The organism is Kocuria cellulosilytica (genome assembly GCF_040981245.1).
GTDB classification, from domain to species: domain Bacteria; phylum Actinomycetota; class Actinomycetes; order Actinomycetales; family Micrococcaceae; genus Kocuria; species Kocuria cellulosilytica.
Window position 1 is genome coordinate 378677 of the sequence record NZ_JAVFWZ010000002.1, and the last position, 14891, is coordinate 393567.

Genomic DNA, 14891 nt, shown 5'->3' on the forward strand with positions numbered 1-14891 from the left:
CGACACCGTCCACAGGGGGCCGCGCCCGCCCCGCCCCGCCGTCCGGGCTCCCTACCGTGGCCCCATGGACACCGACTCCGCCGGGCACGGCCCGCACCCCGCCGACGACCGCACGGCTCCCCACGGCCGTTCCGGCGCCGAGGACGTCCGCTCCCCCGACGACGCCGGCCGCACCGACGACCACCGCTCACCGGACCGCACCCTCCGTGCCGACGGGACCCGCTCCCCAGACGACACCGGCCGCACCGACGACCACCGGCCCCCGGACGGCACCCTCCGCACCGACGGGACCCGCTCCCCCGACGACGCCTTCCGTGCAGTGCTCTGCGGGGACGGCCTGCGCCGCTGCCCGTGGGCGCCCACCGGCCCGGCCGCCCTCGAGGAGCACGACCGGCGCTGGGGCGCACCGCCCACGGGCGCCGCCGGCTGGTTCGAGGCCCTCAGCCTGGAGATCTTCCAGGCGGGCCTGGCCCGGTGGAGCATCGCCCAGCGCCGGGAGGGCCTGCGCCGGGCGCTGCGGGACTTCGAACCCGCGGAGATCGCCCGGATGACGGAGGACGACGTCGACGAGCTGCTCCTGGATCCCGGCGTCATCCGCAACCGGGTCAAGATCGAGGCCGTGGTGCACAACGCCCGCGCCTGCCGCGGGCTGGGGCCCGAGGACTGGGCGGGGCACGTCGCGGACCTGCGGCCGGCCGCCGCCGAGCCGCCGCCGACCGTGCTGGCGGAGGCCCGCCGCTCCCCGGAGGGGGACCGGCTGGCCGCCCGGCTCAAGGAGCAGGGCCTCGTGTTCGTGGGGCGCACCACCGCGCACCGGTTCCTGCTCCGCACCGGGGTGCTCCCCGGGCACCTCGCGGGGTGCTTCAGGTCCGGGACTGGAAGCGGAGGATCCGGGTGACGGCCTCCGCCACCCGGTCGGGCCCCGCGGCGAAGGACAGCCGGACCGTGCGGTGGCCGCGCGCGGCGTCGAAGTCCAGTCCCGGCACGACCGCGACCGCCTCCTCCTCGAGCAGCCGGCGGCACCACTGCAGGGAGCTCCCGTGCCGCTCGAGCTGCTCGCCGAGTTCGGCGTAGAGGTAGAACGCCCCGTCCGCCGGGGCGACCTCCCCCCACCGGAGCGCGGGCAGCGCCTCCAGGAGCAGGCTCCGGGAGCGCGCGAACTGCTCGACCGCCCGGTCCGCCTCGGCGTAGGCGTCCGGCGTGAAGGCCTCCACGGCGGCGAGCTGCGCGGCGGCGGGCGGGCAGAGGCTGAGGTTGCCGGCCAGCGCGTCGACCGCGGCCGCGAGGTCCCGGGGCAGCAGGGCCCAGCCCAGCCGCCACCCGGTCATCCCCCAGTACTTGGAGAACGAGGAGATCACCACCGCCTCGCGGTCGTGCTCCCACGCGCTGGTGCCCCGGTACGTCCCGCCGCCGCGCGGGCCGCCGCTCTCCGGGGCGGTGTGCACGATCCCGTGGTAGATCTCGTCGCTGATCAGGCGGGTCCCGTGCTCGGCGCACCACCGGGCCAGCGCCGCCAGCTCCGCGGGCTCGAGCACGGTGCCGGTCGGGTTCGCGGGGCCGGCCACCACCAGGCCCTGGAGCGGACCGTGCGCGGCGACCGCGGCGTCGAGCATCCCGGGCGTGGGCTGGAAGCGGGTCGCCGCGCCGCAGTCGAGCTCCACCACGTCGGCGCCCAGCGCGGCCAGGGTGTTGCGGTAGGCCGGGTAGCCCGGCCGGCACACCGCCACCCGGTCCCCCGCGTCGAAGGCCGCCAGGAAGGAGAGCACGAGCGCCCCGGAGGCCCCCGTGGTGATCGCGACCTCCTCGGGCCGGACGTCGAGGCCGTACCACCGGGCGTAGTGGCCGGCCACCGCCCGGCGCAGCGGCTCGATGCCGAGGGCGGGGGTGTAGCCCAGCCCCTCGTTGCGGGCGTGCACCCGGGCGGCCGCCCGCGCCACGGCGCCCGGGGCGCCGCCGGAGGGCTCTCCGGCGCAGAGGGAGACCACGTCCCGGCCGGCGGCCCGCAGGCGCTCGACGTCGGCGAGGATCTCCATCACCCGGAACGGCGGCACCGCCGAGCGGGCGGAGGGGCGGGGCGGCGGGTGCGGAGGCATGCGCCCAGCCTACGGCCGCCGTCGCCCGCCGGAGCGCGGTCACGCCTCGCCGTCGTCGTCATGGGCACATCGGGGGACAGACTTTTGTCCAGGCCTCCGCAATACTGGTCCCAGTCCTGGACGTCAGGAGGTCGCGCTGAGGCGGTCCTCCGGGCGTGGGGGGACAGGTCTCCGGGAGCAGTGCCGGAGGCCGACGGGCAGGTTGCCACCGCGGCCGGCGTCGCACGAGTGATCCATCGTGAATGAGATGTGTGATTGTGTCTGGGGGGATTTCAATCACGGGTCCACCGGAGATGGGACGCCGGGCGCGGGAAGCCACCGCCCTGTTCCACGTCGGTGCGGCGCCGGGCCTCGGCCCGGCGGGGAGAGCCGCGGGACGTGGCGGCACGCGCGTCGACGACGCAGCACACGGCCCCGCACCGATCGGTGCGGGGCCGTTGCCGTGCCGGCGGGGGCTCACTCCAGCAGCAGCGCCGGCTCCTCGAGGATCCGGGCGACGTCCGCGGTGAAGCGGGCCGCGAGGTCCCCGTCGACCACGCGGTGGTCGAAGGACCCGCCCAGCGTGGTCACCCAGCGGGGCACCACGGCGCCGTCCACGACCCACGGCTTCTGCTTGATGCTCCCGAACGCGATGATCGCCACCTCGCCGGGATTGATGATCGGCGTGCCGGTGTCGAGGCCGAGGGCCCCGATGTTGGTCACGGTCAGGGTGCCGCCCTGCATGTCCGCCGGCTGGGTCCGTCCCGCCCGGGCGGTCCGCGAGAGCTCGTCGAGGGCCACGGCCAGCTCCCGCAGCGAGAGGTCCTGGGCGTCCTTGACGTTCGGGACCATGAGCCCGCGCGGCGTGGCCGCCGCGATGCCGAGGTTGACGAAGTGCTTGACGAGGATCTCCTCGTCCGTCCACGTCGCGTTGACCATCGGGTTGCGGGCCGCGGCCCACAGCACGGCCTTCGCGAGCACCAGCAGAGGCGTGACCTTGACGCCCTCGTAGTCCGGGGCGGCCTTGAGCCGCCGGACGAACTCCATGGTGCGCGTGGCGTCGACCTCCACGAAGACCGAGGCGTGCGGGGCGCTGAACGCGCTGCGCACCATGTTCTGCGCCGTGGCCTTCCGCACGCCCTTGACGGGGATCCGCTCGATCCGCTCCTCCGGGGCCGCGGGGCGGCGCCGGTCCCCGGCCTGGCCCAGCCGGGCCACGTGGGCCAGCAGGTCCTGCTTGGTGACCTGCCCGGCCGCGCCCGTCGCGGGGACGTCGGCGAGGTCGACGCCCAGGTCCTGGGCGGCCTTCCGCACGGGGGGCTTCGCGAGCGCGGGGCGGCGCGGAACGCCCTCCCCGGGCGCGGGTCCGTCCCCGCGGCCGGGCCGGCGCCAGACGCCGCTGTCCCCGGCCAGGCGGGCGGCGCGCCCGGCGATGCCCTGGGCGGCCGTGCCGATCCCGCCGCCGAGCCCGGCCCCCAGCGGGCCCCGGGACAGCTTCTCCGACCACCCGGCGGGACGGGCCGGCTGGGGCTCGGGCTCGGGCGCCGGCGGCTGGGCCGCCCGGCGGCGCCGGCGCACGGGATCGGCCTTGGGCCCGGAGCCGACGAGCGGGCGGTCCGCGCCGGGCTCCCCGCCCTCCCCCAGCACTCCGGGGACACCGGCGGCCGGGGCGGGGCCCGCCGCCTCGCCGGGTGAGCCCACGGCGATGATGGGGCTGCCGACCTCGACGGTGCTGCCCTCGGGGACCAGCAGGTCCAGGACGGTCCCCGCGTACGGGGACGGCAGCTCGACCACCGACTTCGCGGTCTCGATCTCGACGAGGACCTGGTTGACCGTCACGGTCTCCCCCGGCGCGACCTTCCACGCGAGGATCTCCGCCTCGGTCAGGCCCTCGCCGACGTCGGGCAGGTTGAAGATCTGGGGCATGTCAGTACTTCCTCTCTCGCGCGGCACCCGGGCCGGCTGCGGTGCCGCCGGCCCGGGCTCCGGCGGGCGGGTCGGCGGGGTCAGTAGGCGAAGGACCGGTCCAGGGCCTCGAGGACGCGGTCGAGGTCCGGCACGTAGCGGTCCTCGACGGCGGCCACCGGGTACGGCAGGTGGAAGGCGCCGACCCGCAGCACCGGTGCCTCGAGGGAGTAGAACGCCCGTTCGGTGATGCGGGCGGCGATCTCCCCGCCGAGGCCGCCGAACGTCGGGGCCTCGTGCGCGACGACGAGGCGGCCGGTCCGGCGCACGGAGTCCTCGAGGGTGTCGAAGTCGATCGGCGACAGCGAGCGCAGGTCGATGACCTCGACGCTGCGCCCGTCCTCCTCCGCGGCCTGCGCCGCGGCGAGCGCGACGGGCACGAGGGGCCCCCAGGCGACCACGGTCGCGTCCTCGCCGGGCCGGACGACCTGCGCGGAGAACGGGTCGGCGGCCGGGCGCTCGGCGTCCACCGCGCCCTTGAGCCAGTACCGCCGCTTCGGCTCGAAGACGATGACGGGGTCCTCGCAGGAGATGGCCTGCTGGGTCATCCAGTAGGCGTCCTGGGCGTTGGACGGCGTGAGGATGCGCAGCCCCGCGGTGTGCGCGAACAGGGCCTCCGGGGACTCGGAGTGGTGCTCCACCGAGCCGATGACCCCGCCGTACGGGATGCGGATCGTCACGGGGACGGTGACGTCCCCGTTGGTGCGGTTGCGCATCTTGGCCAGCTGCGTGGTGATCTGGTTGAAGGCCGGGAAGGAGAAGCCGTCGAACTGGATCTCGCACACGGGCCGGTAGCCGCGCAGCGCGAGGCCGATGGCGGTGCCCACGATCCCGGCCTCCCCCAGCGGGGTGTCCATCACGCGGTGGGCGCCGAAGTCCGCCTTGAGCCCCTCGGTGACGCGGTAGACGCCGCCCAGGGAGCCGATGTCCTCGCCCATGAGCAGCACCCGGGGGTTCTCCTCCATGGCCCGGCGCAGGCCCGCGTTGACCGCCTTCGCGATCGTCAGGTCGGGGGCGGTGCTCATGCGAGGTCCTCCTCGGTGCCGGCGGTCCGTGCGTCGGGCACCCCGGCCACGGGGTCGGCGGCCACGGTCAGCCCAGAGGCCTGTGTGCCCCGGTCCGGTCCGGTGCCGGCGTCGGCGGCGTCGGCGGCGGTGTCGTCGGTGTCGTCGTCCGTGTTGTCGTCCGTGTCGTCGGCGAAGCCGGCCTGGTAGGCCGCGTACCAGGCGCGCTCCTCCTCCACGAGGGAGTGGCGCTCGGCGTAGGGCCGGTCGAAGAAGTCCTCGAACTCGGGCGGGTCCATGGCCAGCACGAGCGCGCGGGCCTGGTCGGCGAACACCTGGGCGTCGGCCGCGACCTCGGCGAAGAAGCCGTCGCCGGTGCCGTGCGCCTCGCGCAGGTGCGCCTCGAGCCGGAGCAGCGGATCGAGCTCGCTCCAGCGGCTCTCGTCCTCCCGCAGCCGGTACTTGGTGGGGTCGTCCGCGGTGGTGTGGGCCCCGAGCCGGTAGGTCTCGGCCTCCACGAGCACGGGGCCCTGCCCGGCGCGGGCCTTCTCGAGCGCGTACCGCGAGGCCGCCAGGACCGCGAGGACGTCGTTGCCGTCCACGCGGATCCCCTCGAAGCCGTACCCGGCGGCGCGCTCGGCCAGGGGCACGCGGGACTGGGTGCTGAACGGCACCGAGATGGCCCACTGGTTGTTCTGCACGAAGAAGACCACCGGGGCGTCGTAGGACGCGGCGAAGACCATGCCCTCGTGGACCTCGCCCTGGGTGGAGGTGCCGTCCCCGAAGTAGACGACCGCGGCGGCCGGCTCGGCCTCCCGGCCCTCCGCCTCGGCGGCCCGCCGGTCCAGGTCGATGCCCATGGCGTAGCCCACGGCGTGCGGGACCTGGCAGCCGAGCACGATGGAGTAGACGTTCATGTGGTGCTCGCTCGGCTTCCAGCCCCCGGCGCTGTGCCCGCGGAACACGGTGAGCAGCTCGGCGGGCTCGACGCCCCGCTCGATGGCCACGGCGTGCTCGCGGTACGTCGGGAAGACGTGGTCGGCCGGGCGCAGCGCGCGGGCGGATCCCACCTGGGCGGCCTCCTGCCCGCGCATCGGGGCCCAGAGCACCAGCTGGCCCTGCCGCTGGAGGTTGGTCGCCTCCTCGTCGAAGCGGCGGGCCAGCGCCATCGAGCGGTACAGCTCGCGCAGCTGGTCGGCGCCGACGTCCCGCACGTACGGGGACAGGACCGGGTCCTCGCTCCGGCGGCCGTCCCGGTCGAGGAGCCGGACCAGGCGCGTGCGCACCTCCGGGGTCGGCACGGTGCTGGCCGGCGCCTGGGCGGCCGGGGACGATGGAGCGGCATCCATGGGCAGGACGTCCTTTCGGGTTGCTCGGGAGGGAGCCGGGCCGGCGGGGCCGCGGCTCAGAGCACGGGCGGGTGGGGGAACTGCGCGCACAGCTCCAGGAACCGGGTGTTGGCCTCCGGCTCCCCGATCGTCACGCGCACGCCCTCGGCGCCGAAGCGGCGCACGGACAGCGCGTGGGCGTCGCACAGCTCGGCGAAGCCGCCGCTGTGCTCCCCCAGGTTCAGCCACACGAAGTTGGCCTGCGTCTCGGGGTACGGCCAGCCGAGCTCGTCGAGCCCGGCGAGGACCCGCTCCCGCTCGTCGACGACCCGCTGGACGCGCTCGGCCACCTGGTCGTAGTGGCGCACGGAGGCGATCGCCGCACGCTGGGCGAGGTCGGTCACGGAGAACGCCGGGGACGCCTGGCGCAGGTACTGGGTGATGCCCTGGCCCGCGACCGAGTAGCCGATCCGGAGGCCGGCGAGGCCGTGGGCCTTGGAGAACGTCCGCAGCACGACGACGTTGGGGTGCTGCCGGTAGAGGTCGATGCCGTTCACCAGGTCGTCGCGGCGCTGGAACTCCTGGTACGCCTCGTCGATCACCACGACCACGTCGCGCGGCACGGCGGCGAGGAACTCCTCGACCTGCGCGGTGGTGAGGCTGGGACCCGTCGGGTTGTTCGGCGTGCACAGCAGCACGACCTTCGTCCGCGCGGTGACCGCGGCGGCCATCGCCTCGAGGTCGTGGGAGCCGTCCCGGCGGTTCGGGACCGGCACGCCCAGCCCTCCGGAGAGCCCGATGCTGATGGGGTAGGCCTCGAAGGAGCGCCACGCGTGCACCACCTCGTCCGGGGTGCCGTCCTCGCCGGTGCCCACGAAGGCGCCCAGCAGCTGGTTGAGCGCGCCGAGGCTCCCGGCACCGGTGACGACGTCCTCGGCGGGCACGCCCAGGAACTCGCCGAGGACCTCCCGCAGCTCCGCGGAGGTCGTCTCGGGATAGCGGTGCACCGCGTCCCAGTCGGCCAGGACCTCCTTGACGGCGGGCACGGGCCCGAACGGGTTCTCGTTGGAGGACAGCTTGTAGGAGACGAGTCCGTCCACCACGACCGGGGGCTTGCCGGCGGCGTAGCGGGGAAGCCGGGACAGAGCGGGGCGCGGCCGGACCGCCGAGGTGGTGGCGGTGGTCGGGCCCGAGGCCGGGGCGGAGCCGGCCAGGGTGCGGGTAGCGTCGCTGGTACTCATGGAGGTCATGCTATCCCCCGCTCCCCGGGGGTCCCGGATGGATGACGCCCCTCCGGACGACCCGGTGGTTTTCGGCGCGAAAGCTACAACCGGGTCCCGGGAAAGTTGGTGGCGGACGACAAATCGTCCGCCGGGGCGGGCCCGCGGGCCGTGGGAGAATATGCCCATGCCCAACACCGATCGCATCCTGTCCTCAGGGCGCGCGGCGCTCGCCGCCGCCGTCCCGCCCGTCGCACTGGGACCGCTCGACGGCCGCTACCAGCCGGTGGCCGCCCCGCTGGTCGACCACCTCTCCGAGGCCGCCCTCAACCGCAACCGCCTGCACGTGGAGGTGGAGTGGTTCGTCCACCTCGCCGAGCGTTCGGTGCTGCCGGGCCTGGCGCCCCTGACCGCCGAGCAGACCGCCGGGCTGCGCCGGATCGTCACGGACTTCGACACCGCCTCGATCGCGGAGCTCGCCGAGATCGAGGCCGTGACGGTCCACGACGTCAAGGCCGTGGAGTACTACATCGGCCGCCGGCTGCCCGCCCTGGGGCTGGAGCACCTCGTCCCCCTCGTGCACTTCGGCTGCACCTCCGAGGACATCAACAACCTGGCCTGGGCCCTGGGCATCAAGGACGCCACGACCGACGTGTGGCTGCCCGCCGCCCGGGCGCTCGTGGCCGACGTCGCGGCGCTGGCCGAGTCCGCGGCGGAGACGCCCATGCTCTCCCGGACCCACGGCCAGCCCGCCACGCCCACCACCCTGGGCAAGGAGATGGCGGTGGTCGCCCACCGCCTGGGCCGCCAGCTGACCCGGATCGAGCGCACGGAGTACCTGGGGAAGATCAACGGCGCCACGGGCACCTACGCCGCCCACTACGCGTCCGTCCCGGACGCGGACTGGACGGAGGTCTCGCGCAGCTTCGTGGAGGGCCTGGGGCTGTCCTGGAACCCGCTGACCACCCAGATCGAGTCCCACGACTGGCAGGCCGAGCTCTACGCCGACCTCGCCCGGTTCAACCGGATCCTGCACAACTTCTGCACCGACGTGTGGTCCTACATCTCGATCGGCTACTTCCAGCAGGTCCCGGTGGAGGGCGCCACGGGCTCCTCCACCATGCCCCACAAGGTCAACCCCATCCGCTTCGAGAACGCCGAGGCGAACCTCGAGCTCTCCAACGCCCTGCTGGACGTCCTCGGTGCCACGCTGGTGACGTCCCGGTGGCAGCGCGACCTCACGGACTCCTCGTCCCAGCGCAACATCGGGGTGGCCTTCGGGCACTCCCTGCTCGCGGTCTCCAACGTGAGCAAGGGACTGGCCCGCCTGGACGTGGCGGAGGAGGCCCTGGCGGCCGATCTCGACGCGAACTGGGAGGTCCTCGCGGAGGCGGTCCAGATGGTCATGCGCGCCGAGGCGATCGCCGGCGTCGAGGGCATGGACAACCCCTACGAGCGGCTCAAGGACCTGACCCGCGGCCGGCGCGTGGACGCCGAGCGGCTCCAGGAGTTCGTGGCGGGCCTGGGCCTGTCCCCGGCCGCGGAGCGGCGGCTGTCCGGACTGACCCCGGCCACCTACACGGGCGTCGCGGCGGAGCTCGTGCGCTTCCTGTGAGCCGGTGCTCCTCGGGGGCGCGGGGCGCCGGGGCGCGCCCGCTGCCCCGCGCCCCGAGGGGACGGGCCGTGCGGTCCGTGCCGCACGGCCCGGGCCCCGCCGCGGTTCAGACGGACGGGAGGTCGTGCAGGTTGTTGCAGACGGTGTCCTCCGGGGCGGCCCACAGCCGCTTCTCGCACCCGGCGGAGACCACGCGGACCCGCAGCTGTCCCGAGGACCCCGGGACGTAGTAGAGGTGGACCCCGCTCTCGATGTCCCGGATGATCCGGGTGGTCGACCGCGGGGACCACACCTCGGCGGGATTGCACAGGGCGACGATGTTCCCGAGGGGGTCCGTGCGGACGCCCGTGACGGGTCGCTGGTCGGTCATCGGAAGAACTCCTGAGCTCGTGCCCCCGCCCGGCGCCACCGGCGGCGGGGAACTGCCTTATACCACTGTCCGGGCCTGCGCGCCACCCTCGAACAGGGTCGCGTTGCGGCCGTCGCGAATTCTGTTTGCTTTTGACGCCCTTCCGGCGTTCGCTTTTGACTCACAGCCCGTCGCCCGGGATCATCGGTGCCTGAACCCTCTCTCGCGGCGGACCTGGATCCGGGTCCGCGGGACCGGAGAGGGCGGTGCTCGGACCACGGCCTTCGGGGGAAGGCCGGCCCCGGGCGCACCGGGGAACTGTGATCATGACATCGGGGGATCATGACAATGGATGGGGAACACTCGATCAGGCTGCGGCTGCTCGGCAACGTCGAGGTGGAGCTCGACGGGACCGTGCTGGCCCTGGGCCACCGGCAGCAGCGCCTGCTGGCCGCGCTCGCCGTCCTCGGTCCCAAGCCGCGCCGCTTCCTCGGCGAGCTGCTGTGGCCCGACCGGACCGCGGAGCGCGCAATGGGGAGCCTGCGCACCACCGTCTTCAACCTCGCGCGCCAGGTCCCCGGGGCGGTCGGGACCCGCGGCAACAACATCGCGCTCGCGGAGCCGGTCACCGTGGACCTGCACGAGCTGCGCGAGTCCCTGCACCGGGCGGCCTCCGCCACGGCGCCCGTGGTGGAGGACCCCTGGTTCCTGTCCCCCGACGGCGCCCAGCTGCTGCCCGGCTGGTACGACGCCTGGGTGATGGCCGAGCAGGACCGGCTGCGGACGCTGTACGTCAACGCCGTGGAGCATCTCGCCCGGCTCTCCCTGGAGCACGGCGACTTCTACCGGGCCCACGTGCTCGCCGACAACGTCCGGGCCATGGATCCCCTCCGGGAGAGCGCGGTCCGCGTGTCGATCGAGGCGGACCTGGGCCTGGGCAACAACGCCCCCGCCCTGCAGACCTTCCGCAGCTTCTGCAGCACGATGGCCGACGAGCTCGGAGCGCCGCCCTCCCCCCAGATCACCCAGCTGATGGGCCACATCCGCAGCGCCTGAGGACCCGGCACCCGGAGCGGTCCGGCCCGGAGCGCGCCCGACGGCGGAGTTCCGGCCGGCGGAGGGACGGTGTCCCCGCGGCCCGTCACCGGGCCGCGGGGACACCTCCTGGCTGTTCATGACCGGGTCATCGTCCCGAGGTCACCGCGGGCGCCGCCGAGCGCACCGGGATGCCGCGCCAGGTGGTGTGGGGCAGCAGCTGCTCGCCCTTCATCACGAGCGACAGCGCGTCCACCGAGGCGCCTGCGCCCACCGTCGTGTCGTACAGCACGATCGAGCGCGCGCCGACGCTGGCCCCGGGCAGGATCTCCACGTGGGACATCTTCATCACGCGGTCCTCGAAGAGGTGCGTCTGCAGCGACACGTCCGTCGAGACGGCGGCGTCGTCGCCGATGTGGACGAGGTCGAACTCGGTCAGGTACGTGGTGCCGATGTAGGTCCGCTTCCCGATCTGCGCGCCGAACAGTCGCAGGACCGGCCCGATGAGGGGCGTCCCCACGAGGCCGCCGATGAGGGCGGGGACCGCCGCGGACTCGTACACGCCGGTGACGAACTCGCTGCGCCGGACGAAGTTGTCCCACAGCGGCTCGACGCGCTGGCGGTACCGGCCCACGATCGCCCACTTCAGGACGACCACGGCGAGGACCACGGTCAGGCCGGTGGCCAGCGCGATGAGCGGCAGCACGGCGACGAAGCCGAGCAGCGTCAGCTCCGGCACCAGGGCCACGGACGCGAGCAGGCCCAGGTAGCCGATCAGGCCGATCAGCGCCGGCGGGACGGTGATGCGCAGCGCCTCGATGACGAGACGGGCCGCCACCTTGCTGCGCGAGGGCCGGAAGGTGAGGCTCTCGTCGTAGTTGCCGCTGTCCTGCCGCCGCGGCAGGAACATGGCGGGCGAGCCCAGCCAGGACGTGCCGTCCGGCACGTCGGCCGGCGGCACGGAGGCGACGCCCACCAGGGACCCCTCGCCCATCCGCGTGCCCGAGGGCACGAACGCCGCGTTGCCCACGAACGAGCGGTCGCCCACCACGGTGCGCTCCATGTAGAGATGGCCGTGGTGGTAGACGGCGCTGCCGACGCTGGCCATGTCCGCGACGAAGCTGCCCTCGCCGAGGGTGAGGAGGTCCGGGTCGATGTGCCCGACCGTGGAGACCTCGGAGCGCGGGCCGACCTTGGCGCCCAGGGCGCGCAGCCAGGGCACGGTGTACATCGTGGCGTACAGGGCGTTCGTGCTCTCCAGGCTGGTGGAGAGCAGCTGGTCGGCCATCCACTTGCGCACGCCCAGCCCGCTGCGCACGGGGTGGATGCCGGTGGGCGTCCGGCGCAGGACGAGCTTGCGGCCGATCGCGACCACGGCGCAGACCGTGAGCACGTAGACGATGCCGACCGCCGGGGTGAGGGCGAGCCCCACCGGCAGGCCGAACTCCAGGGCCGCGACCCAGATCATGAGGAAGGACGGGAGCACCAGGACGAAGGGCATGACCTCGAGGACCATCCAGCCCAGGAGCAGCCCCGCCGCGAGCGGGGCGGGCCAGCGGCCGCTGGGCAGCGGGCGCCGCTCCATCCGCTCGAGCAGCTCGTCGTCGCCGTCACCGGGCCGGGCCGGGGAGCCCAGCCAGTGCTCGCCTGCGGGGATCGACTGGTTGCGGGAGGCCAGGGACTGCTCGCCCAGGCGGGCGCCGTCCTCGATCCGGGCGCCCGGCTGCAGCAGGGCGTTGGCCCCCACGAAGGCGTCCTCGCCGATGTGCACCGGCGCGATGGTCACCCACCCCTCCTCGACCTGGGCGGTCTGCACGGAGGAGTTGTAGCCGATGCTGGCCCGGGAGCCGATCGTGACGAGCGAGGGCAGGCCGATGGCGGCGGTGCCCACGTGGGCGTCCGGGCCGACCCTGGCGCCCAGCAGGCGCAGGTACACGGCGGCCATCGGGGTGCCGGTCAGGAGGCTGAGCGGCGAGAGCCGGGTCAGGCCGTCGATGCACCACAGCAGGAAGTACTGCCGGCCCCAGAGGGCGTGGTGGCCGGGTCTGACGAGGCGGCCCAGCACCCGGGAGCCGAGGAACGGCAGGAAGAAGCGGGCGAGCACCGAGACCAGGACGCCCACGAGGAGCATGTCCCACATCAGGGCGTAGCTGAACTGCCCGCCGTAGGAGTACAGGACCGCGGCGAGCGGGGAGCCGACGAGCATGGCCGCCAGGACCAGGGTCGTCACCTGCGCGATGCCGCACAGCGCCACCCGGCCGCTGGTGTGGTGCAGCGGCGCCGGCCGGTCGTCCGGGGCGGCCACGGCCGGCACGGCCGCCGGGGCGGCGTCCAGGTGCCGCGCCAGGTCCCGGACGGTCGGGTAGGTGTAGACGTCCGCGATGGAGATGTCCTGGTCCGGGTGCGCCCGGCGCAGCTCGGACGTGGCGGTCGCGGCGAGCAGGGAGTGCCCGCCGAGATCCATGAAGAAGTCGGCCTCCACGGAGAGCTGGTCCTCGGGGATCCGGAAGACCTTCGACCACACCTCCGTGATCCCCCACTCGGTCTGCGTCTCCGGCGGGACCAGGCCCATCGTCGTCACGAAGCGGGGCGTGCTGGGGTCCGGCAGGTTCTTCCGGTCCACCTTGCCGCTGACCATCATCGGCATCGCGGGCAGGATCTCGTAGAAGGACGGCACCATGTACGGCGGCAGCGCCGCGACCACGGAGTCGTGCAGCAGCTCGAAGAGGGCGCGCTCGTCGCGCACCGGGGCGCGCAGGGTGAGGAACGCCGCGACGTCGTCGCCGCCGGAGACGAGCTTCACGGCGGCGTCGGCCACCGCGTCCTCCCGGCGCAGCACGTTCTCGATCTCCTGCAGGTCCGCGCGGTGACCGCGGATCTTCACCTCGCTGTCGGCGCGGCCGAGGTACTCGATCTCGCCGTCGGGCATGAACCGGCCCAGGTCGCCGGTGCGGTAGATCCGCCCGGCCCGGGGCCCGTCCGGGTGCGGCCGGAACCGCTCCTCGGTGACGTGCGGCAGGTTCACGTAGCCGCGGGCCACGCCCGGTCCGGCGATGCAGATCTCGCCCGGCTCGCCGTCGGGGACCTCGTTCATCTCCTCGTCGAGGATCCGCACCTCGTAGGTGGGCAGGGGCTTGCCGATGGTCACGGGCCGGCCGGGGGCCAGCTCGCCCCACGTGGCCGTCACGGTGCCCTCGGTGGGGCCGTAGGTGTTGAGCATCCGCCGCTCGGGCGTGGACCACCGCTCCACGAGATCGGCGGGGCAGGCCTCACCGCCGACCAGGATGCTGCGGATGCGGGGCAGGTCGTGCTCCAGGGTGGCCAGCACGGTGGGCACGCAGTAGAGCACGGAGATCTCCATGCGCTGCAGGAACTCGGCGAGCCCCTCTCCCAGGCGGGCGTCGTCGGTGGGGCCGGCCACCAGGGAGGCGCCCACGGCCCAGGTGGGCCAGATCTCCTCGATGGAGAAGTCGAACGCGATGGTCATCCCCTGGTAGACGCGGTCCTCGGACCGGACGTCGTAGACCTCGGGGACGATCTCGATGAAGTTGCAGATGCTCGAGTGGGCGACCTCGACGCCCTTGGGGCGGCCGGTCGAGCCCGAGGTGTAGATGATGTAGCACGTGGGGTCGCCCTCGTGGCGGACCGCGGGGCGGTGCGCGGGCGCCTCCTCGAGCCGCTCGCCGATCCGGCCGACGTCGACGACGTCGGCGGGCGCGTCCTCGACCACGGCCACGAACTCGGCGGAGGTCAGCATGAGGGACAGGTCCGAGTCCTCGGCGATGAACTGCACGCGGTCCGCGGGCAGGTTCGGGTCGATCGGGACGAAGGTGGCGCCCGTCTTGAGGATCGCCAGGAGGGACGCGTAGAGCATCGTGGAGCGCTGCAGCAGGATCCCGACGCGGTCCCCCGCGCTCAGGCCGTAGCCGGCGATCAGGTGGGCCAGCCGGTTGGCGAGCTCGTCGAGCTCCGCGTAGGTGTAGGCCCGGCCGTCGGCGTGCAGCGCCTGCGCGTCGGGAGTGAGATCGCAGCTGCGCTCGAAGAAGTGGTGCAACCGGGTGGGCTTCGTCTCCGCGCTCCGGGCGCCTCGGCGGGAGGGCTCGGTCCAGGGGAGCGCGGCGGCGGGACCTCCTGTCGCAGCGGCCTCGTCCCACAGCACTCGCTCTGCCGCCGCGGCCTTGTCGCGGCGGGAAGAGCGATGTGGCACTGAGGTCATGTCCAACTCCTTTCGATGCACGGACACCGGTGTCACCGGCACGTCCGTTCTACGGAGGGGGGTGTTATGACCTCCTCACGGATCCGT

The 14891-nt window shown here is 74.0% G+C and carries 10 protein-coding genes; 3 read left to right on the forward strand and 7 right to left on the reverse strand.

What is annotated here, in order from left to right; all coding sequences use genetic code 11:
• Positions 1-64 precede the first annotated feature (64 nt).
• Positions 65-898: a DNA-3-methyladenine glycosylase I gene (locus RCG67_RS04315; protein WP_368824986.1), complete on the forward strand. Its 834-nt coding sequence runs from the start codon at positions 65-67 to the stop codon at positions 896-898.
• Here RCG67_RS04315 and RCG67_RS04320 read toward each other — a convergent pair.
• From RCG67_RS04320 to RCG67_RS04340, 5 genes are all read right to left on the reverse strand, one after another.
• Entirely contained in the window at positions 864-2093 is a 1230-nt protein-coding gene (locus tag RCG67_RS04320) for an aminotransferase class I/II-fold pyridoxal phosphate-dependent enzyme (RefSeq protein ID WP_368824987.1), read from the reverse strand. The two genes, RCG67_RS04315 and RCG67_RS04320, sit on opposite strands and share 35 nt — an antisense overlap.
• A 456-nt stretch (positions 2094-2549) precedes the next feature.
• Positions 2550-3998: a dihydrolipoamide acetyltransferase family protein gene (locus RCG67_RS04325; protein ID WP_368824988.1), complete on the reverse strand. Its 1449-nt coding sequence runs from the start codon at positions 3996-3998 to the stop codon at positions 2550-2552.
• 80 nt (positions 3999-4078) lie between these two features.
• Positions 4079-5062 carry an alpha-ketoacid dehydrogenase subunit beta gene (locus RCG67_RS04330; RefSeq protein ID WP_368824989.1) on the reverse strand — a complete coding sequence of 328 codons (984 nt, stop codon included), beginning with the start codon at positions 5060-5062 and terminating at the stop codon, positions 4079-4081.
• Positions 5059-6390 (reverse strand): thiamine pyrophosphate-dependent enzyme, encoded by a 1332-nt coding sequence (locus RCG67_RS04335; protein ID WP_368824990.1) that lies wholly within the window; start codon positions 6388-6390, stop codon positions 5059-5061. The genes RCG67_RS04330 and RCG67_RS04335 overlap by 4 nt, the downstream gene beginning before the upstream one ends.
• Positions 6391-6446: 56 nt before the next feature.
• Positions 6447-7610, reverse strand: a complete 1164-nt coding sequence (locus RCG67_RS04340) for a histidinol-phosphate transaminase (RefSeq protein WP_368824991.1) — start codon at positions 7608-7610, stop codon at positions 6447-6449.
• A gap of 166 nt (positions 7611-7776) precedes the next feature.
• On the opposite strand from RCG67_RS04340, the gene purB reads away from it, so the two are divergent.
• Complete coding sequence (gene purB, locus RCG67_RS04345; protein WP_368824992.1) at positions 7777-9204, forward strand: adenylosuccinate lyase; 1428 nt, start codon at positions 7777-7779, stop codon at positions 9202-9204.
• Between the two features lie 106 nt (positions 9205-9310).
• On the opposite strand, the gene RCG67_RS04350 is transcribed toward purB, so the two are convergent.
• A complete protein-coding gene (locus RCG67_RS04350) occupies positions 9311-9574 on the reverse strand; it encodes a hypothetical protein (protein WP_058873962.1) in 264 nt (87 codons plus the stop codon).
• 327 nt (positions 9575-9901) lie between these two features.
• Between RCG67_RS04350 and RCG67_RS04355 the strand changes: the two genes are divergently transcribed.
• On the forward strand, positions 9902-10609 hold the full coding sequence (locus RCG67_RS04355) for an AfsR/SARP family transcriptional regulator (protein ID WP_368824993.1): 708 nt from the start codon (positions 9902-9904) through the stop codon (positions 10607-10609).
• Between the two features lie 127 nt (positions 10610-10736).
• On the opposite strand, the gene RCG67_RS04360 is transcribed toward RCG67_RS04355, so the two are convergent.
• Complete coding sequence (locus RCG67_RS04360) at positions 10737-14804, reverse strand: Pls/PosA family non-ribosomal peptide synthetase (protein ID WP_368824994.1); 4068 nt, start codon at positions 14802-14804, stop codon at positions 10737-10739.
• Positions 14805-14891 lie beyond the last annotated feature (87 nt).

Excerpts from the sequence above, each read along its gene's own strand:
- RCG67_RS04315 (WP_368824986.1), top strand. The coding sequence starts at position 65 with ATGGACACCGACTCCGCCGGGCACGGCCCGCACCCCGCCGACGACCGC.
- RCG67_RS04320 (WP_368824987.1), bottom strand. The coding sequence starts at position 2,093 with ATGCCTCCGCACCCGCCGCCCCGCCCCTCCGCCCGCTCGGCGGTGCCG.
- RCG67_RS04325 (WP_368824988.1), bottom strand. The coding sequence starts at position 3,998 with ATGCCCCAGATCTTCAACCTGCCCGACGTCGGCGAGGGCCTGACCGAG.
- RCG67_RS04330 (WP_368824989.1), bottom strand. The coding sequence starts at position 5,062 with ATGAGCACCGCCCCCGACCTGACGATCGCGAAGGCGGTCAACGCGGGC.
- RCG67_RS04335 (WP_368824990.1), bottom strand. The coding sequence starts at position 6,390 with ATGGATGCCGCTCCATCGTCCCCGGCCGCCCAGGCGCCGGCCAGCACC.
- RCG67_RS04340 (WP_368824991.1), bottom strand. The coding sequence starts at position 7,610 with ATGAGTACCAGCGACGCTACCCGCACCCTGGCCGGCTCCGCCCCGGCC.
- purB (WP_368824992.1), top strand. The coding sequence starts at position 7,777 with ATGCCCAACACCGATCGCATCCTGTCCTCAGGGCGCGCGGCGCTCGCC.
- RCG67_RS04350 (WP_058873962.1), bottom strand. The coding sequence starts at position 9,574 with ATGACCGACCAGCGACCCGTCACGGGCGTCCGCACGGACCCCCTCGGG.
- RCG67_RS04355 (WP_368824993.1), top strand. The coding sequence starts at position 9,902 with ATGGATGGGGAACACTCGATCAGGCTGCGGCTGCTCGGCAACGTCGAG.
- RCG67_RS04360 (WP_368824994.1), bottom strand. The coding sequence starts at position 14,804 with ATGACCTCAGTGCCACATCGCTCTTCCCGCCGCGACAAGGCCGCGGCG.